At 53.5% G+C, this 18,058-nt stretch carries 18 protein-coding genes and 1 pseudogene; 10 read left to right on the top strand and 9 right to left on the bottom strand.

The window, feature by feature from the left end; genetic code table 11:
- The first annotated feature begins 278 nt into the window (after nucleotides 1-278).
- Both ompR and envZ read left to right on the top strand, forming a co-directional pair.
- A complete protein-coding gene (gene ompR / locus ACSF8W_RS16620; RefSeq protein ID WP_047875558.1) occupies nucleotides 279-998 on the top strand; it encodes an osmolarity response regulator transcription factor OmpR in 720 nt (239 codons plus the stop codon).
- Between the two features lie 3 nt (nucleotides 999-1,001).
- Nucleotides 1,002-2,351 (top strand): two-component system sensor histidine kinase EnvZ, encoded by a 1,350-nt coding sequence (envZ, locus tag ACSF8W_RS16625; protein ID WP_500848322.1) that lies wholly within the window; start codon nucleotides 1,002-1,004, stop codon nucleotides 2,349-2,351.
- Between the two features lie 145 nt (nucleotides 2,352-2,496).
- On the opposite strand, the gene ACSF8W_RS16630 is transcribed toward envZ, so the two are convergent.
- Nucleotides 2,497-3,867, bottom strand: a complete 1,371-nt coding sequence (locus ACSF8W_RS16630; RefSeq protein ID WP_500848323.1) for a uracil-xanthine permease family protein — start codon at nucleotides 3,865-3,867, stop codon at nucleotides 2,497-2,499.
- 122 nt (nucleotides 3,868-3,989) lie between these two features.
- On the opposite strand from ACSF8W_RS16630, the gene ACSF8W_RS16635 reads away from it, so the two are divergent.
- Complete coding sequence (locus tag ACSF8W_RS16635; protein WP_500848324.1) at nucleotides 3,990-4,175, top strand: hypothetical protein; 186 nt, start codon at nucleotides 3,990-3,992, stop codon at nucleotides 4,173-4,175.
- Here ACSF8W_RS16635 and recG read toward each other — a convergent pair.
- From recG to gmk, 5 genes are all read right to left on the bottom strand, one after another.
- Nucleotides 4,160-6,256 carry an ATP-dependent DNA helicase RecG gene (gene recG / locus ACSF8W_RS16640; protein WP_500848325.1) on the bottom strand — a complete coding sequence of 699 codons (2,097 nt, stop codon included), beginning with the start codon at nucleotides 6,254-6,256 and terminating at the stop codon, nucleotides 4,160-4,162. The genes ACSF8W_RS16635 and recG overlap by 16 nt on opposite strands.
- 18 nt (nucleotides 6,257-6,274) lie before the next feature.
- Nucleotides 6,275-6,988: a tRNA (guanosine(18)-2'-O)-methyltransferase TrmH gene (trmH, locus tag ACSF8W_RS16645; RefSeq protein WP_500848326.1), complete on the bottom strand. Its 714-nt coding sequence runs from the start codon at nucleotides 6,986-6,988 to the stop codon at nucleotides 6,275-6,277.
- Nucleotides 6,989-7,068: 80 nt separating this feature from the next.
- Nucleotides 7,069-9,171 (bottom strand): bifunctional GTP diphosphokinase/guanosine-3',5'-bis pyrophosphate 3'-pyrophosphohydrolase, encoded by a 2,103-nt coding sequence (gene spoT, locus ACSF8W_RS16650; RefSeq protein ID WP_428475912.1) that lies wholly within the window; start codon nucleotides 9,169-9,171, stop codon nucleotides 7,069-7,071.
- Between the two features lie 18 nt (nucleotides 9,172-9,189).
- Complete coding sequence (rpoZ, locus tag ACSF8W_RS16655; protein WP_428475913.1) at nucleotides 9,190-9,468, bottom strand: DNA-directed RNA polymerase subunit omega; 279 nt, start codon at nucleotides 9,466-9,468, stop codon at nucleotides 9,190-9,192.
- 51 nt (nucleotides 9,469-9,519) lie between these two features.
- Nucleotides 9,520-10,146, bottom strand: a complete 627-nt coding sequence (gmk, locus tag ACSF8W_RS16660) for a guanylate kinase (protein ID WP_500848327.1) — start codon at nucleotides 10,144-10,146, stop codon at nucleotides 9,520-9,522.
- Between the two features lie 350 nt (nucleotides 10,147-10,496).
- On the opposite strand from gmk, the gene ACSF8W_RS16665 reads away from it, so the two are divergent.
- Nucleotides 10,497-11,129 carry a hypothetical protein gene (locus ACSF8W_RS16665; RefSeq protein ID WP_500848328.1) on the top strand — a complete coding sequence of 211 codons (633 nt, stop codon included), beginning with the start codon at nucleotides 10,497-10,499 and terminating at the stop codon, nucleotides 11,127-11,129.
- 7 nt (nucleotides 11,130-11,136) lie between these two features.
- On the opposite strand, the gene ACSF8W_RS16670 is transcribed toward ACSF8W_RS16665, so the two are convergent.
- A complete protein-coding gene (locus tag ACSF8W_RS16670) occupies nucleotides 11,137-12,003 on the bottom strand; it encodes a YicC/YloC family endoribonuclease (RefSeq protein WP_500848329.1) in 867 nt (288 codons plus the stop codon).
- A 239-nt stretch (nucleotides 12,004-12,242) separates the two neighbouring features.
- On the opposite strand from ACSF8W_RS16670, the pseudogene ACSF8W_RS16675 reads away from it, so the two are divergent.
- The 3 genes and pseudogenes from ACSF8W_RS16675 to pyrE form a co-directional block, all read left to right on the top strand.
- Nucleotides 12,243-12,566: pseudogene (locus ACSF8W_RS16675) on the top strand (DUF4156 domain-containing protein); the annotation flags it as partial.
- Nucleotides 12,567-12,817: 251 nt separating this feature from the next.
- Nucleotides 12,818-13,534, top strand: coding sequence for a ribonuclease PH (gene rph, locus ACSF8W_RS16680; protein ID WP_500848330.1), 717 nt, complete (start codon nucleotides 12,818-12,820; stop codon nucleotides 13,532-13,534).
- A 107-nt stretch (nucleotides 13,535-13,641) separates the two neighbouring features.
- Nucleotides 13,642-14,283, top strand: coding sequence for an orotate phosphoribosyltransferase (gene pyrE, locus ACSF8W_RS16685; protein ID WP_500848331.1), 642 nt, complete (start codon nucleotides 13,642-13,644; stop codon nucleotides 14,281-14,283).
- A 145-nt stretch (nucleotides 14,284-14,428) separates the two neighbouring features.
- On the opposite strand, the gene slmA is transcribed toward pyrE, so the two are convergent.
- A complete protein-coding gene (gene slmA, locus ACSF8W_RS16690) occupies nucleotides 14,429-15,019 on the bottom strand; it encodes a nucleoid occlusion factor SlmA (protein ID WP_500848332.1) in 591 nt (196 codons plus the stop codon).
- 172 nt (nucleotides 15,020-15,191) lie between these two features.
- Entirely contained in the window at nucleotides 15,192-16,406 is a 1,215-nt protein-coding gene (coaBC, locus tag ACSF8W_RS16695; protein ID WP_500848333.1) for a bifunctional phosphopantothenoylcysteine decarboxylase/phosphopantothenate--cysteine ligase CoaBC, read from the bottom strand.
- A 285-nt stretch (nucleotides 16,407-16,691) separates the two neighbouring features.
- Between coaBC and radC the strand changes: the two genes are divergently transcribed.
- From radC to rpmG, 3 genes are all read left to right on the top strand, one after another.
- Complete coding sequence (gene radC, locus ACSF8W_RS16700; protein ID WP_500848334.1) at nucleotides 16,692-17,366, top strand: RadC family protein; 675 nt, start codon at nucleotides 16,692-16,694, stop codon at nucleotides 17,364-17,366.
- 174 nt (nucleotides 17,367-17,540) lie between these two features.
- A complete protein-coding gene (gene rpmB, locus ACSF8W_RS16705) occupies nucleotides 17,541-17,777 on the top strand; it encodes a 50S ribosomal protein L28 (protein WP_036789338.1) in 237 nt (78 codons plus the stop codon).
- 13 nt (nucleotides 17,778-17,790) lie between these two features.
- Nucleotides 17,791-17,958, top strand: coding sequence for a 50S ribosomal protein L33 (gene rpmG, locus ACSF8W_RS16710; RefSeq protein WP_002535344.1), 168 nt, complete (start codon nucleotides 17,791-17,793; stop codon nucleotides 17,956-17,958).
- Nucleotides 17,959-18,058: the final 100 nt, after the last annotated feature.

The raw sequence follows: 18,058 nt of genomic DNA on the forward strand, positions 1-18,058 counted from the left end.
TGGTGTGCAATACGCGTGGCGCGCAGGGTATCGCGTGTCAGCCTCGTATTGTGGGTATAATTTTGGATAGTTGTTTGAATTTAGGTTAGTTTAAAAGGCCAGTAAACGGTTATCCGTCTTTTTTGCTGGCGGACAGCGGCGCGAAAACGCCGCGGAGTGGACATAAACCGTAACAATTTATCCCGTATTTTAGCGGCAAAATTCAGCGAGGCGCTGGATGGGTCGCGTAAACTACGCACAAAGCACGATAATGTTGATCGATGCAAGTAAGGTGACTTATGCAGGAAAATTATAAGATTCTGGTTGTTGATGATGATATGCGCCTGCGCGCGCTTTTGGAACGTTATTTGTCTGAACAAGGGTTTCAGGTGCGTAGCGTGGCGAACAGTGAACAGATGGATCGCTTGCTTTCACGTGAAACATTCCACCTGATGGTGCTGGATCTGATGCTGCCGGGAGAAGATGGCCTGTCGATTTGTCGTCGCCTGCGTAACGCCAACAACATGCTGCCGATTTTGATGCTGACCGCCAAAGGCGATGAGGTTGATCGCATTGTTGGGTTGGAAGTCGGTGCGGATGATTACCTGCCAAAACCGTTTAACCCGCGTGAACTGTTGGCCCGTATCCGTGCGGTACTGCGTCGTCAGACCGTGGAAGCCCCAGGCGCGCCAAGCGTGGACAGCAAAGTGATTGAGTTCGGCGAATTCCGTTTGAACTTGGGCACCCGTGAAATGTTCCGTGGTGATGAAGCGATGCCACTGACCTCGGGTGAATTTGCGGTATTGAAGGCGTTGGTCACCAATGCCCGCGAGCCGATGTCACGCGATAAGTTGATGAACATGGCCCGTGGCCGTGAATATTCAGCGATGGAGCGTTCCATTGACGTGCAGATCTCGCGCTTACGTCGCATGATTGAAGAAGATCCAAGCCGCCCGCGCTATATCCAAACGGTGTGGGGTCTGGGCTATGTGTTTGTACCGGACGGTAGCGAGGCGTAAGCCATGCGGTTATCCCCACGCAGTACGTTCACCCGTACGTTGATTTTGCTCGCTGGCTTGCTGATCGCAAGCCAGATTTTTTCCTACCTTGCGGTGCTCAATTACGCCTTGCTGCCCAGTTTGCAGCAGTTCAATCGTATTCTCGCCTATGAAGTGCGGTTGATGCTCAAAGAAGACGTTGAGATGGCCGATGGCAACACCTTCCATTTAGACACCCCGTTACGTCGCCAATTGCTGGAACAGCTTGGGGTGACGTTGCACGCCGTGGATGGCAGCGATGCGATTCATGGTGAAGACTTGAAAGAGTATGAAAAAGCGACGGTGGTGGAATATCTCAGCGAAGAGATGAGCCGTGAACTGGAGTCGCCGACGGAAGTGCGGTTGGTGTTGGGCGCAGACAGTTATGTGTTGTGGTTGCGCAGTGATGCGATCCCTCATTACTTGATGCGTATTCCGTTGTCGGAGTTGCAGGAAGATGACTTCTCGCCGCTGTTCCATTACAGCCTGATCATTGCCTTTATGGCGATTGCCGGTGGTTGGTTATTCATTCGGATCCAGAACCGGCCGTTGGTGGCACTGGAGAAAGCCGCGTTGCAGGTGGCGAAGGGGGAAACCCCACCGGTGTTACCGGAGCGGGGGGCATCGGAAATCCGTGCGGTGACCAAGGCGTTTAACCGGATGTCGGCGGGGATCAAGCAGTTGGAAGATGACCGGGCCTTGTTATTGGCCGGAGTCAGCCATGACTTGCGTACGCCGTTGACCCGTATTCGCTTAGCGACGGAGATGATGTCGCCGGAAAACGGCTATTTGGCTGAGAGTATGATCAAAGACACCGAAGAGTGTAACGCGATCATCAGTCAGTTCATGGATTACTTGAAATCAACCAAGAAGCAGGACGAGGAAGATCTCGATCTGAATGTGGTGTTGAGTGAAGTGGCCGAATCCGAAGGCGGTTACGAGCGCCGGATTGAACAGGACTTGGCTGAGATCCCAGGTGTCGTCAGTGCCAACGGGGTGTCGATTAAACGCTCGGTCGCGAACTTGGTGGTCAATGCGCTGCGTTACGGTAACGGCTGGGTGAAGATTTCCAGCGGCGTCACGGCCGATCGCAAGCATGTCTGGTTCTGTGTGGAAGATGACGGGCCGGGGATTGAGCCGGATCAGGTGGCGAGGATGTTCCAGCCATTGACGCGGGGCGATACCGCGCGTGGCACGGACACCGAAGGGACCGGTTTAGGACTGGCGATTGTGAAGCGCATTATTGATCAGCATGAAGGGTCGATTCAGGTGTCGAACCGTCACGAGGGCGGCCTGAAAGTGCAGATCAGTTTGCCGTTGATTGTGCGTAAGTAATCCCAACTTGTTATTGCTACAACGAAAAAGCGCGTGCCATGGGCACGCGCTTTTTTTTATGCTCTTTGCTAGAACCTAGAACCTAGAACCTAGAACCTAGAACCTAGAACCTAGAACCTAGAACCTAGAACCTAGAACCTAGAACTTAGTCACGGTCTTCCGGTAAGACCAGGTTCAAGATGATGGCCGTGATACCGCCCGCGGCCATGCCGGATGACAGAATGCTTTTCACAATGTCAGGCAGGAACTGCAGAATTTCCGGTTTCTGCGCGATACCCAGACCCATTGAGAACGACAGTGCCATGATCAAAATGGCACGGCGGTCGAGCTTACAGCGTGAGATAATACGCACACCGGATGCCGCAATCGTACCGAACATCACGATGGTCGCGCCGCCCAGTACCGGCTCAGGAATAAGCTGCACCAAGTTCGCCACGCCCGGGAACAGACCCAGTAGCACCAACATGCCCGCGACGAAGAAACCGATGTAACGGCTGGCGACGCCAGTGAGCTGAATGATGCCGTTGTTCTGGCTGAAGGTGGAGTTCGGGAAGCTGTTCAACAGCGCTGCCACGGCGGAGTTGATGCCGTCAGCCAGTACGCCGCCTTTGATGCGTTTCATGTACACCGGGCCTGCCACAGGCTGCTCTGAGGTTTCAGAGGTCGCAGTAATGTCACCGATCGCTTCCAGTGAGGTGATGGCAAACACAATCATCAAGGGGATCAATAAGCCCCAGTCAAAACCAATACCGTACTGCATCGGGATTGGAATGGCGATGAACTCGCTCTCAGTCATGCGGCTGGTATCCACCATGCCCATGATCCACGCCAACAAGGTGCCGGCTGCCATTGCAATCACAATGGAAGACACGCGCAGGTACGGGTTTTTCATGCGGTTGAGCAGCACGATAAAGCCCAATACGGTACCGGCCAGCATCAGGTTATCCAAGCTACCAAAGGTGCCGCTTTCAATGGCGGCGTAGCCACCGCCGATGGAGGTCAGGCCGATGTTGATCAGCGTCAGGCCGATCAAGGTCACCACAATGCCAGAGACCAGCGGGGTGATCACTCGTTGGGCATGTTGCAGCACGCGCGAGATAAACACTTCGGTCAGGGAGGCAAACAGAATGGTACCGAAGATAGCCGCCATCATGGTTGGGATGTCGGCACCACCGGCTTTGAGTGCCAAGCCCGCGCCAATGATAGGGCCTAAGAAGTTAAAGCTGGTGCCTTGGATCGACAGCAGGCCAGAGCCGACCGGACCAAAGGTACGAATTTGAATAAAAGAGGCAATGCCCGATGCAAACAGTGACATGCTGACAATGGTGTTGGTGTCACTGGCAGGGAGACCCAGCGCTTGGCAGATGATCAGTGAAGGGGTGATCACGGCAACGAACATCGCCAGCAAATGCTGGGCAGCAGCAAACAGGGTTTGCGGCAGCGGTGGACGATCGTCAAGACGGTAGATCAAATCCGATTTTTGCGGTGTTTCAACGGTGCTGTGCTGGCGAGTCATGGCCAATGCTTCCTTGTGTTTCTCTTTATCCTGTTTACTGCGCTGAATGGGCGGTAAACCTGTGGGCCTGAATAGCTCTGTGATTGCTGTTACTCAGATCAGAACGCCACCGGAGAGAAAAGGTGGATAGAATTTGGCGCTATTTTAGTGATCCATCAGCAAAAGGCAATCGTTTGCGTGTGGGTTTTGCTGCGATTGAATTTGCGTATTTACAATCTTATATTGCGAAAATAAAAACAGGCCGCAAGGCGGCCTGTTCTGGGGGCTTTTATACGCAGAGGCGATGCGAGGATCAGGCGTTGGAATAATTTTCGCGTTGGCCGAGCCAGCGGTCAATAATGGCCTGTGCGTTATCAGGGTAGTGGTCAAACAGGTAGCGCGCCAGCTTTTGGACCTGTGGGATCAGGTGTTGGTCGCGTACTAAGTCGGCCACTTTGAACTCGGCGATACCGGTTTGTTTGGTGCCGAGTAGCTCACCGGGGCCCCGGATCTCCAAATCGCGCTGGGCAATCACAAAGCCATCGCTGCTTTCGCGCAATACGCCGAGGCGTTTTTGGGCGGTTTTTGACAGTGGCGCATGGTAGAGCAGCACACAGTGACTGGCCACTTGGCCTCGTCCGACACGGCCCCGTAACTGATGGAGCTGCGCCAAGCCGAGGCGCTCGGGGTTTTCGATCACCATCAGGCTGGCATTGGGCACATCCACGCCCACTTCAATCACCGTGGTGGCGACCAGCAGGTGCAGCTCGCCGGCTTTGAAGCGTTGCATCACCGCCTGTTTTTCGGCCGGTTTCATGCGGCCATGCACCAACCCGATGTTCAATTCGGGCAGTTGCGCGGTCAGTTCATCGGCGGTATCCGAGGCCGCTTGGGCTTCCAGTACTTCCGATTCATCAATCAGGGTACACACCCAGTAGGCTTGGCGACCTTCGTTCATGCAGGCGGCACGAATACGCGCGATGATATCGGGCCGGCGTGAATCGGGCAGCGCCACGGTCTGGATCGGCGTACGACCCGGCGGCAGTTCGTCGATCACCGAGGTTTCCAGATCAGCGTAGGCGGTCATCGCCAGTGTCCGAGGGATCGGGGTGGCGGTCATGATCAGCTGGTGCGGGTAGCGGCCGTCGTTCGCGCCTTTCTCACGCAACTCCAACCGCTGGTGGACACCAAAGCGGTGTTGTTCATCAATGATCACCAATGCCAGATTCTGGAACACGACCTGATCTTGGAACAAGGCGTGGGTACCGACCACCATTTTGGCTTCGCCACTGGCAATTTTAGCGAGTTCGCTCTCGCGGGCTTTGCCTTTGAGTTTACCGGCCAGCCAGCCGACGTTAATGCCGAGCGGGTTAAGCCATTGGGCAAAATTGAGGGCGTGCTGTTCGGCCAGCAGTTCGGTTGGTGCCATCAACGCGACTTGGTAGCCGTGTTCAATGGCGCGTAGGGCGGCTAATGCTGCCACCAGCGTTTTACCGGAGCCTACGTCCCCTTGCACTAAACGCATCATCGGGTGAGGCTGGGTCAGATCCTGCTCGATGTCCGCTACCACGCGCTGTTGTGCGCCCGTCGGACTGAACGGCAGGCTGGCTAACAGTTGTTGCTTGAGGCTGTCCTGTTTCAGCGAGTCCGGTGCCACTAAGGGCCACGCTGCGTGTTGCTGGCTGTTATTACGCACCGCCAGCATTGACAGGTTTTGTGCCAACAGCTCTTCCATGATCAGGCGTTGTTGCGCCGGGTGTTTACCTTCTTCCAGCTGATCGAGCGAGACATCCGGCGTGGGACGGTGCATCAGGTGCAGTGCTTGTGCCAATGTCATTTGACGGTCGTACAGGCCTTCAGGCAGCAGTTCACGCACCGCGGCTTTGTCGAGCAAGGTCATGGCCTGATCGGTCAGGTTACGCAGGGTCAGCTGGCGTAGGCCATCGGTGGTTGGGTAAACCGGCGTCAGGGTCTCTTCCACGCTTAATTCGGTGGGTTCAGAGAACAGGCGGTAGTCGGGGTGGATGATTTCCAGTCCGTACTGGCCGCGTTTTATTTCCCCGTAGGCTTTGACTTGTTTGCCTTCGCTGAAGCTGTTTTTCATCGCGGCGGTAAAGTTGAAAAAGCGCAGGGTGGCAGTGCCAGTGTGATCGCTGATCTTCACTGTCATCATACGGCGTTTGCCAAAGGTGATGTTACAGCTCAGCACCTCGCCTTGAACGGTCAGGTGCTGGCCGGGCATCACTTGTGCCATTGGCCAGATCCGCGTGCGGTCTTCATAGCGGAGCGGTAAATGGAACAGTAAGTCCTGCACCGTGCGCAGGCCAATCTTATCCAGTTTGTCGGCCATTTTGGCCCCGACCCCTGACAGTTCCGTCAGGGCGATGGTATCAAGGAGTTGTCCGCTCATGAGTCAGTCCGTTTACCCTCAAGGTAGCATTTTTTTCTTTTTCGGTTCGATGGCCTGCATGGTATTCCACCAGCTTTCATCGGCGGCGATCTGGCCGTGTTCATCCAGCGGCGGGTAAGGCAGGCCTTTGCGGCGTGCGACTTTGGCCAATACCGGATGACCGCGTTCAAACAAAATGCGGTTGACGACGTCATCGGGCAGCTGGGTGAGCGTGCGATCGTACATGCCGGCGTTTTGGCGCTGACGCTGTGCTTCGTACAGGATCAAGGCGCTGGCCACGGAGACATTCAATGACTGTACCATGCCGACCATCGGAATGATGATATCTTGATCAGCCATGGCTAAGGCTTGTGGGGAGATCCCGTTTTTCTCGCCACCCAGAATAATCGCAGTTGGTTTGGTGTAGTCGATCTCACGGAAATCCACCGCCGTGTCTGACAGGTTGGTCGCCAGCACTTGCATGCCTTGGGCTTTCATCACTGCCATCGCGTCGATCATCGAATCGTGGGTCTCTAACTCGACCCAGTTACGGGCACCGGCGGACGTATGCGTGTGCAGCTTCATCGCTTTGGTCGGCCAGACCGCGTGGACTTTGTGCACGCCAACGGCATCCGCGGTACGGATGATGGCAGAGACATTGTTCGGTTTGTGGACTTCTTCCATGCACACCGTCAGATCCGGCTGGCGAGTGGCGAGAACAGAGTGAATACGTTGGAAACGATCAGGTGTCATGTACTGGTTTACCTAAAGAAAACGCCCGAAGACGGGCGTTTAGAGTATGAGTTGATAGCGGGAATGCCCCGTTATCGGGATCAGTTTTTCTGGCGCGAGACGCGAACCACGTTGGGCATCACACGAATACGGCGCATGATGTTAGCCAGATGAATACGGCCTTTGGTGGTCAGGCGTACCGTGATGGTGTACAAACGGCCATCTTTTTCTTCGGTCGCCAAGCCCTGAATGTTCGAGCCCGTTGCCGCGATGGTGTTGGTCAGATCGGCCAGTGCGCCTTGGTGGTTTTGCATGTCCACCTTGAGACTGGTGACGAATTCTTGCTCGAAGTCTTCGCTCCACTCGACCGCCATGTACTTGTCCGGTTCACGTTGGTAACCACGGATGTTGGCACATTCTTCGCGGTGGATCACCAAGCCTTTGCCCGGGCTGACATGGGCCATGATCGGGTCACCGTGGATCGGGTGACAACAATTGGCGAAGGTCAGCAAAATGCCATCAGCGCCACGGATCGGCAGACGACGGTCATTTTCTTTCTCGGTCAGTTCATCGGCTCGGCCCAGCAGACGGCGGGCGATCACCACGCTCATCAGCTCACCCAAGCCAATTTCAGCCAGCAAATCTTCCAAATCCACCAAACGCAGATCGGTCAGCACTTGTTGCAGGTTGCCCGGATCGACCTGGTCGATATTGAGCGCACCCAGTGCATGATTAAGCAGGCGACGTCCCAGTGTGATGGACTCTTCACGGCGCATGGTTTTCAGCACCTGACGGATCTTGGTGCGGGCGCGTGAGGTTACGACATAGTTCAGCCAAGCGGCGTTAGGACGCGCACCCGGTGCACTGATGATCTCAATGGTCTGGCCGTTTTTCAGTGGCTTGCTCAGCGGGTAAGGCTGGCGTTCCACACGGGCGCCGACACAGGCATTCCCCACATCGGTGTGCACCGCGTAGGCAAAGTCGACTGCTGTCGCCCCGACCGGCAATTCAACAATGCGGCCTTTCGGGGTGAATACGTAAATCTCATCCGGGAACAGATCGGATTTTACGTTCTCGATAAATTCAAACGAGCTGCCGGCACTTTGCTGCAGTTCGAGCAGACTTTGCATCCAGCGCTGCGCTTTCACCTGTGCCGTGGTACTCGAGCTTTCGCCGTCTTTGTAGGCCCAATGTGCCGCAACGCCTTTATCGGCCATTTGATCCATGTCTTCGGTACGGATCTGCACTTCAACCGGGACGCCATGCGGGCCGACGAGGGAAGTGTGTAATGACTGATAGCCGTTGGCTTTCGGGATCGCGATGTAGTCTTTCATCTTGCTTGGGCGCGGCTTATACAAGTTATGCACTTGGCCGAGAATGCGGTAGCAAGTATCGAGGTCATGAACCAGTACGCGGAAGGCGTAGATATCCATGATGGTGTGGAAGCGCTGCTCTTTGTTCTTCATCTTGTTATAGATGGAGTAGAGGTTTTTCTCGCGTCCCAGTACCGTACCTTCAATCCCCGCGTCATTAAGGCGACCCTCAATTTCAGCGTGGATTTTATTGATCATTTCTTTGCGGTTTCCACGGGCAGCAGCCACTACGTTTTTCAGTACGCGGTAGCGGTTCGGATAGAGGGCTTCAAAGCCGAGCTCTTCCAACTCTGTCTTAATATTGTGGATACCCAAACGGTGGGCTAAAGGAGAGAAGATTTCCAGCGTTTCGCGGGCGATCCGACGGCGTTTGTCCGGGCGCAGGGCACCCAACGTGCGCATGTTGTGCGTACGGTCAGCCAGTTTGATGAGGATCACGCGAATATCATGGGCCATGGCCATGATCATTTTGCGGAAGTTTTCAGCTTGCGCTTCTTTGCGATCGCGGAATTTGAGTTTGTCTAGCTTCGAGACACCATCGACCAGTTCAGCCACGGTGGAGCCAAAGCGGCTATCGAGATCGTCTTTGGTGACCTCGGTATCTTCAATGACATCGTGGAGCAGGGCTGCCATGAGGGTTTCGTAATCCAGGCGCATTTCCGCCAGAATACGAGCAACAGCAATGGGGTGGATGATGTAGGGTTCGCCGCTAGAGCGTGTCTGCCCTTCGTGTGCGTCGCGCGCAACCAAATAAGCCTGCCTGAGCGCCTCGATTTGAGACTCAGGCAGGTATTGTGTTGCGACTTCTTTCAGGCTATCAAAAAGATACAATGCGCCCGGTTCCCTGAATTAACGGTGGTTGTCGCCAGCAATAGCGCTAACAGCGGCTAGTTCTGCTGCTTCTTGCTCTTGAACTTCCTGACGCTCACGTGCATCAAGAATTTCTTTTGTGATCAGACCTTCTTCGATTTCACGAAGGGCGATAACAGTGTATTTGTCGTTTTCTTCAGGAACCAATGGATCCTTACCGCCTGTTTGCATCTGACGAGCGCGGCGTGAAGCAATTTGGATCAGATCGAAACGGTTGCCAATTTTATCAACTGCGTCTTGAACGGTTACGCGTGCCATGGAGGGCTCCAGTGGTTATATAAATAAAGATGGAAAATTGTACAAAAATACTTACTGATCTGCCAGCAGGGCATTCAGCATGCTGTTATATTTAGCAGTTTGCTTATCTTGCTTCAATCGTTCTGCGCGGATAATGGCTTTAAAGTCCATTAGTGCCACATCAAAATCATCATTAACGATCACATAATCGTATTCGTTGTAATGAGAGATCTCTGAACGGGCTTCTTGCATACGACGGGCAATGACAACATCGCTGTCTTGACCACGGGCATTCAGTCGGCGTTCCAGCTCTTCTTTTGAAGGTGGCAAGATAAACAAGCTTTTGGCTTGTGGCATTTGCTTGCGAATTTGACGCGCGCCCTGCCAGTCGATATCCAAGAAGACATCGATGCCTTTATTCAGCTGCTGTTCGATCCAAGGACGTGACGTACCGTAGTAGTTACCGAATACTTCAGCGTGCTCAAGGAAAGCGCCTTGCTCAGCAAGGTCCGTAAATTCTTCTACGCTAACGAAATTGTAATGAACGCCGTGCTCTTCGCCTGGACGCATACCGCGCGTGGTGTGAGAGACGGATACTTTCATGTCATAGGTCGGATTGGTTTCCAACAGGGCGTTGATCAGACTTGATTTACCAGCACCGCTTGGGGCCGACACGATGTATAGAGTACCTTTGCTCATTGCCTATTTTCACTCAGTGATAGAAGGGCGCGCAGATTATCATGAACTGCGCGTAATTGAAATTAGCTGATTGCTTGAAAATTCATCTTTTTCTGATGCGTATTGTTAACTATACGCCGTGGGCTGCTTTTTTGCGTAATCCGGGATCCGTGGCCCACTTTGCGGGCGTGATAACAATTGTGATGAAAGGGATGCACCGAGTCTGTTCATCGCGCGGTGTGCCTTCAGAATATGGGCGTAAACCCGCGGTACGCTCTGGTCATGCCCATCGCCTTGCGTTAGACACCCTGCGGTAGGCCGTGATGTTGGCATCGCGGTGAGGGAAAGGCAGCGATGCCGGGGAGAAGCAAATGGCCGCGACGGTAGCTGGCGTAGGAAAAAAACGGGGCAGCGTGTGGCGGATGTTGGTGGTACTGGCTATCACGGCTGGCGCCGTGGCGATGTCGACCGTTATGGTATCGACTGTCGTGGTATCGGCAGTCGTTGTTTCGGTCGCACAGGCCTCCGTTGCCGGACTGGCCGCCGACTCGGTGCCAAAAACGACATTGTCTGACGCCGCGATAGATTCAAGGCTATCGGTGCGGGCATTGTCTAATTACCACTTGTTAGTGGCCGCCCTGCAGGCGGTGGTGATACAGCAGCGGAATGTGACCGAACCTCAGACCTTTTATATTACGACCTATTCCCCCGACGAGATGGTGGCGTACTTGGTGTGGCCGCAACAAAAACGATTATGGATTGTCCCTGTGTCGGAGCACCCGGATTATGCGTGGCAGCAACTGATCCTTTCCAGTAGTGGGATGCTCATCGAGCTTGATTCAAGTGTGGTGGATACGCAGGAAGAAATTGGTACGAGTACTTATTTGGTGGATAAGCCATGGGCGGCAGAGAAGCTGTTTGACGCGGTGGTAGAGGGAGAGGCGATAGTGATACCGCCGCCAATCAAGGATTCGCGGCGGGTTCCCGAACAAGCGGGTGAATAAGGCGACCTTATTCGATGTTCTGGATTTGCTCGCGCATTTGCTCGATCAACACTTTCAGTTCTACCGCAGACGCGGTGATGTCGGTGTTGATGGATTTCGATGCCAGCGTGTTCGACTCACGGTTGAACTCTTGCATCATGAAGTCCAGACGACGGCCACAGGCGCCGCCTTTCTTCATCACTTTGTGCGTTTCTTTTACGTGTGAGTCCAAACGGTCTAGTTCTTCCGCCACATCGCTCTTTTGTGCCAGCACGATCAGCTCTTGCTCGACGCGGGTCGCATCCAGCTCAATCTTCGCTTCTTCAAAACGGCTGAGCAGACGTTCACGCTGCCATGCCATCACTTCTGGCATGTGAGCGCGCACTTTCGCCGCTTCTTCGCTGATGGCATCCAAACGCTGCACGATCAGATCTTTCATGTTGGCGCCTTCGCTGGCACGTGCGGCCAAGAAGTCTTCAATCGCGGCATCAAAGCCAGTCAGGAGATCTTTGTTGATGGCATCCAAATCTTGCTCAGACGCTTCCATCACACCCGGCCACTGCATGACTTGGAACGGGTTAAGGCGGCTTTTCTCGCCGGTCAGCGCCATGATTTGCTCTGCGGCGTTGATCACTTGGCTGGCCAAGGTTTGGTTGATGTTCAGCGCAGCGTTAGCAGCAGGGTTCGCTTCAAAACGCAGGTTACACTCGACTTTACCGCGCGCAAGACGCTGACGGAAACGCTCGCGCAGTACCGGCTCAAGGCCACGGAACTGCTCAGGCATACGCAGGTAAGTTTCAAGGTAGCGTTGGTTAACCGAACGGATTTCCCAAACAGCGGTGCCCCAGTCAGCTTTTACTTCGCGACGGGCATAGGCGGTCATGCTATGGATCATTGGCGGAGGGCCCTTATGTAGAAAGAAGATAACTGCTTACGGGCTGTTAACGCGGGGCGCTAAAAGCCGTGCAATACAGGATACGGCGCAGTTGTCGTAGTGCATTGATTATAACGTAGCCTGCCCAAGAAAAGATAGGTGATGGCATGCCTGTGAACAGTGTGCATTTTTTGAGTGCACTTCGTGTCACTTACGATTACACTCCGCCGTCATTTTTTACTTTGTGAACCCTTTATTCCATGAAAAAGTACGTTGCATTAGCGCTATTAGGCCTGTCTTTGACGGGGTGTGTGACCTTCCCAACCGCGGATTCTCGCCATGTGCAGGTGATCTGGGATGATACGCAGGCGATCCAAGACTGTGAGCTAAAAGGCACGGTATTGGGTTCGCAAGGCCACTTCTACGATTACTGGATGCACGCCGATCGCGACATGGTGTGGGGCACGCTCAATGAAATGCGTATCAAAGCGCATGAGCTGCAAGCAGATACCCTGTACTTGTACCAGCCATTGGGCTTCCTAAGCTCAGTGACCATGATGGCGAACGCGTACGACTGTCAGCGTCCGGCGGCGGTCGCGGTGACGGAACCTGCGATGGCAGACATGTCTGCACCGGTTGCTGCACCTGCGGCAACGAACGCAACTGCGCCCGTGAGTACTGACACAGCAGCGCAATAAGAGTCTCGCGTGCGTTCCTTTGTTTCGACACCGCGGCGATCGTTCGCGTACGTGTCACGCAAAGGGTTTCGCGTGCACTGATCGGCGGTTATCGCTATAATCGCCGGTTAATATCAGCCAGCCAAAGGGAATCCCCGATGCGTCCAAGCGGAAGAAATGCTAACCAGGTACGTCCAATCACTATTACTCGTCAATTCACAGCCCATGCTGAAGGCTCCGTGTTGGTGGAGTTTGGTGATACTAAAGTGATCTGTACGGCAAGTGTGGAAGAGTCAGTACCACGCTGGCTGAAAGGCAAAGGCCAAGGCTGGGTGACAGCAGAATACGGCATGTTGCCGCGCGCGACCCATTCGCGTAACCGCCGTGAAGCGGCAAGCGGTAAACAAGGCGGTCGTACCATGGAAATTCAGCGCCTGATCGCGCGTAGCTTACGTGCTGCGGTGGATCTAGAGGTGCTGGGTGAGCAGATGATCACGATTGACTGTGATGTGATTCAGGCGGATGGCGGCACACGCACCGCGTCGATCACCGGTGCAATGGTGGCGTTGGTGGATGCGATCAACTACATGCTGGCAAAAGGCATGATCAAGAAAAACCCACTGAAAGGCATGGTGGCGGCGGTGTCTGTTGGTATCTACAACGGCGAGCCGATCTGTGATTTAGAGTACCTTGAAGATTCAGCGGCAGAAACCGACATGAATGTGGTCATGACCGAAGACGGTAAGATGATCGAAATTCAAGGGACGGCCGAAGGGGAAGCCTTCAGTCACGACGAATTACTGGCCATGCTGGCGCTAGCCAAGCAGGGAATTGAAGACATTATCAACGTGCAGAAGCAAGCGTTGATGGATTGATTTTGAAGCGGTTCCTATTGGAGCCGCTTTTTTTTGGCTGTCGGGGCGGATGTCGCCTGTCTGATAGCCCGAGTATGACTATACGTTTCATAAAATAAGGAAAAACCATGAAAGCATATCAGCGTCAGTTCATTGAATTCGCCCTTGAAAAAGGCGTATTGAAATTTGGTGAGTTCACACTGAAATCTGGCCGTAAGAGCCCGTATTTTTTCAATGCCGGGTTGTTTAATACAGGTCGTGATTTAGCACGTCTGGGTCGTTTTTACGCTGAAGCTTTAGTGGACGCGGGCATTGAGTACGATGTGCTATTTGGCCCTGCGTACAAAGGGATCCCAATTGCGACGACCACCGCGGTGGCGTTGGCGGATCAGCACGACATCGACACCCCTTACTGTTTCAACCGTAAGGAAGCCAAAGATCACGGTGAAGGCGGCAACTTGGTGGGTAGCCCACTGGAAGGTCGCATCATGTTGGTGGACGACGTGATCACTGCCGGTACGGCAATCCGTGAATCAATGGAAATCATCCAAGCGAATGGCGCGGATTTGGCGGGCGTGTTGGTGGCGATTGACCGTCAGGAAAAAGGCAAGAGCGAGCTGTCTGCGATTCAGGAAGTGGAGCGCGACTTTGGCTGTGCGGTGATCTCGATTGTGTCGTTGGGTGACGTGGTACGTTACCTGGAAGAGCAAACGGGGATGGACGCACACCTAGAGGCCGTAAAAGCCTACCGTGCAGAGTATGGGGTGTAAGTCTTTAGGGACGCGTACCGAGTCGGCGAGGAAGAGCGGGTCTTTTCCTCTGCTTTAGAAACAACAAAAGCGAGTGTCATTGACGCTCGCTTTTTGTTTTTTATTCTACTCGAACCTCGAACCTCGAACCTCGAACCTCGAACCTTTAGCCTAACTCAGCGCTCAGTAAGCGCCAGTAATCGTCAAAGTTGGCGGTAGGCTTGTATTTGAAGTTAGAGCGAACGAAACGGTTCAGGCTGCCTTCGACCTGCCCCAGCAACTGTGCGGCCAGAATAGATTCATCCACCGGGAAGCCTTTGCCTTCACGCAGTTTGCGCTCACGCAGTACCTGACGGATCTGGGTTTCAATGCGCTCGAACAGTTGGTTGATACGCGATTGCAGACGGTCTTGTTCAAACATCAGAGCATGGCCGGTCATAATGCGGGTCAGGCCCGGGTTACGTTCGGCAAAGGTCAAGATCAGTTGCAGTACCATGCGCAGACGATTCAGGGTGTCTTTTTCATCATCCAGAATGCGATTAATGCGGGTGGTAATGGTGTCTTCAATAAACTCGATCAACCCTTCAAACATTCTCGCCTTGCTTGGAAAGTGACGGTAAAGCGCGGCTTCCGAGACGCCCACTTGTGCGGCCAGTTTCGCGGTGGTAATACGTTGGCTACCTTGGGCCGATTCCAGCATTTGAGCTAATGCTTGTAAAATTTCTTCGCGGCGGTTGTTTTTCTTGTTGCCAGCCATGAATAACCGTTCCTTTTCAAAATAAGACTGTCTCTGACAGCGTGAAACCCGCCTATCTTAGCGGTGGAGCCTGACGGTGAAAAGCACTCTCGGGCGATACTGAGTGCTTTATCGGCCAAAAAAGCCCAACCTGAAGGGAAGGGCTTCTATTTAAACAGCAGAGTGAAGACGATTACGCCTGACGGGCGTGAAAGCGTGCGATGATTTCATCCATTAATTGCTGACCCAGCTGGGTTTTGCTGGCTTGTGGCAGCGCTTTGTCACCCTGTGGCCAATACAAGTGCAGGGCATTGTTATCGCTGTTAAAGCCCAGATCTTGCTGCGAGACGTCATTGGCGCAGATCAGATCCAAGTTTTTACGCTGCAGTTTGTCTTGGGCGTATTGCGCCACGTCTTGGGTTTCGGCAGCAAACCCGACCGTGAACGGACGTTGTTCGGTCAGTTGCGCGATGCTGGCAATGATATCGGGGTTTTTCACCAGCGTAATTACCATCTCATCCTGATCGCTTTGCTTTTTCATCTTCTGCGTGGCGACATGAGCCGGACGGAAGTCGGCGACAGCGGCGCAACCAATAAAAATATCGCTCTGTGGGGCATGGGTATGCGCCGCTTGGAACATCTCTTCTGCGCTTTCAATGTCCACGCGCTCGACACCCGCGGGTGTGGCGAGATTCGTTGGGCCGCTGATCAAGATAACGTTCGCGCCTCGCTGTGCCGCTGCCGCCGCAATGGCGTAGCCCATCTTGCCGGAGCTGAGATTCGTCAGGTAGCGTACCGGATCAATCGCTTCGCGGGTCGGGCCTGCCGTAATGGTCAGTGTGATGCCCGCCAAGTCAGCCGGTTGGAAGAAGGCTTCGACCTGATGCACGAGCTGCATCGGCTCAAGCATACGACCCGGGCCGACATCGCCACAGGCCTGCTCGCCACTGGCCGGGCCCCAAATGGTGCACCCACGGCGGGCTAGCGTCGCGATATTGTCTTGTGTCGCGATGTTGCGGTACATCTGTTGGTTCATCGCAGGCGCGACTGCAATCGGTGCGTCGGTGGCTAAGCATAAGGTGGTGAGCAAGTCATTGCCCATGCCCGCTGCCATGCGTGCGATCAAATCGGCCGTCGCAGGGGCCAGCAACACCAAGTCAGCCCATTTGGCTAACTCAATGTGTCCCATCGAGGCTTCCGCCGCGGGATCCAATAAGCTGTCAGAGACCGGGCGACCCGAGACGGCTTGCATCGTAAGAGGGGTAATGAACTCTTTGGCGGCGTTGGTCATCACAACCTGCACTTGCGCGCCACGTTCAATCAGTCGGCGCGTGAGTTCGGCGCATTTGTAGGCGGCGATCCCACCGCTGATCCCAAGAAGTATTTTTTTCCCTGCCAGAGTCTGCATTGTTCTTGCCTGCTATCGATATCCGGAATATGAATGCGGCACACCTTACCATCAAAAAAAGGCGCTCACCAAAAGAAAGCATGCATCCTTGCGCCCGATCAAGCCTGAGATGAGCGGCATGATCGACGGCGACCAATCAGGTGAGGGTCTGTGATGTACGTGGCAGTTCGACGCATTATGTTGCGGTGCGAAGGGCGGTTTTTTTCGTGCTGGTTGCGATCTTGGGGGGGAAGGCTTGTTGATCATGCTCTCTGGGTATTAGCTGATTGCTATAAGGAGGGAGACATGTCACTCAAACTGTTACCGGAACAATCACGCCCCCGAGAAAAGTTATTAGCGCGGGGGGCAGGGGCACTCTCGGATGCGGAATTGCTGGCGATTTTTTTGCGCACCGGCATTACGGGGATGAATGCGATTGAGCTGGCCACGGATCTCTTGCACCAGTTTGGTTCGCTGCGGGCGTTATTGGCGGCCGACCAAACCGCGTTCTGTCAGTATAAAGGACTCGGGCCGGCCAAATTTGCCCAGTTGCAGGCGGTATTGGAGATGAGTCAGCGTCATTTAGAGGAAACCCTAAAAAAGGGGGATGCCTTAACCAGCCCGGATCATACCCGCCGTTATTTGTCGCAATTGTTGCGCGATCGCCATCGTGAAGCGTTTTATGTGCTGTTTCTCGATAACCAGCATCGGGTGCTTACCGGAGAGGTATTATTTGAAGGGACGATTGATGCGGCGAGCGTGTATCCGCGAGAAGTTGTAAAAAGATCACTGGAACTTAATGCAGCCGCGCTCATTTTAGCGCATAATCACCCGTCAGGCGTCGCTGAACCAAGTCAAGCTGATCGTCGAATTACCCAACGCATTAGTGATGCACTGGCGTTGGTCGATATTCGGGTTCTAGATCACTTTGTTGTCGGTGATGGAGAAATTACTTCATTCGCCGAGCGAGGATGGCTATAAAATAGCCAAAATTTGCCTAAAAAGTTGAGAAAGGACTGCTCGGGACTTGAGCAACTGGTTTTGACTTAGTATAATGCGCGACCTTTGATAGCTGTGGTTAGATGTGAAAAAATATTTTTTACATTGAATAAACCATGGTAGATATCGAGCTGAAACGATTTGGAGAAGACAGTAATGTCCCGAGTATGCCAAGTAACTGGCAAGCGTCCTGTAACGGGTAACAACCGTTCACACGCGCGCAATGCCACCAAGCGTCGTTTTCTGCCGAACCTGCAAACTCATCGTTTCTGGGTAGAAAGCGAAAAACGCTTCGTTAAACTACGTCTTACCGCTAAAGGTATGCGTATCATCGACAAGAAAGGCATTGATGTCGTTCTTGCAGAGATGCGTGTTCGCGGCGAGAACGTTTAAGAGGATTTGAAGAATGGCTAAAGGCATTCGTGAGAAGATCCGTCTAGTATCATCTGCTGGTACAGGCCACTTCTACACTACTGATAAAAACAAGCGTAACATGCCAGGCAAATTTGAGATCAAGAAATTTGATCCAGTAGTTCGCCAGCACGTTATGTACAAAGAAGCTAAAATCAAGTAATTGGTTTTATGTTTTTTTGATAAAAGCCCAGTTTATGCTGGGTTTTTTTATACCTAAAATTCCTCTTCACCTCTTCACCTCTTCACCTTCTTATTTTCAG

Source organism: Photobacterium sp. 270122K (genome assembly GCF_059941365.1).